Below are 442 nucleotides of genomic sequence, written 5' to 3'. Positions count from 1 at the left end.
GTAAGTGTGGTAACATATTTAGCTGACTGATACTAATAGGTCGAGGGCTTGACCAATAATAATTAAGTATATACAAAATATGTGCAATTTTGAAAGAACAAATCTTTCAAAAGTAAATCTGGTGATGATGGCATAGAAGTAACACTCCTATCCATTCCGAACAGGAAAGTTAAGATCTATAGCGCCGAAGGTACTGCATGGGAGACTGTGTGGGAGATTAGGACGTTGCCAGGTACTCTTATTTAGATAAGGGTAGAATATAAGAAGATCTTTGAAAATTGAACAGAATATAAAAAATACATTTAAGTAAACCAGCAATTCTTTTTGAAAAGTAAGCTAAGATTAAACTTTTTTATGAGAGTTTGATCCTGGCTCAGGACGAACGCTGGCGGCGTGCCTAACACATGCAAGTCGAGCGATGAAGCTCCTTCGGGAGTGGATT

2 rRNA genes are annotated in these 442 nt (G+C 37.6%); both read left to right on the top strand.

What is annotated here, in order from left to right:
• Positions 1-117 precede the first annotated feature (117 nt).
• A 5S ribosomal RNA gene (gene rrf / locus ACYUET_RS19080) occupies positions 118-234 on the top strand.
• 116 nt (positions 235-350) lie between these two features.
• Positions 351-442 (top strand): 16S ribosomal RNA (locus ACYUET_RS19075); the annotation flags it as partial.

Source organism: Clostridium sp. CTA-5 (genome assembly GCF_054768135.1).
This window is presented reverse-complemented; position numbering and strand designations above follow the sequence as displayed.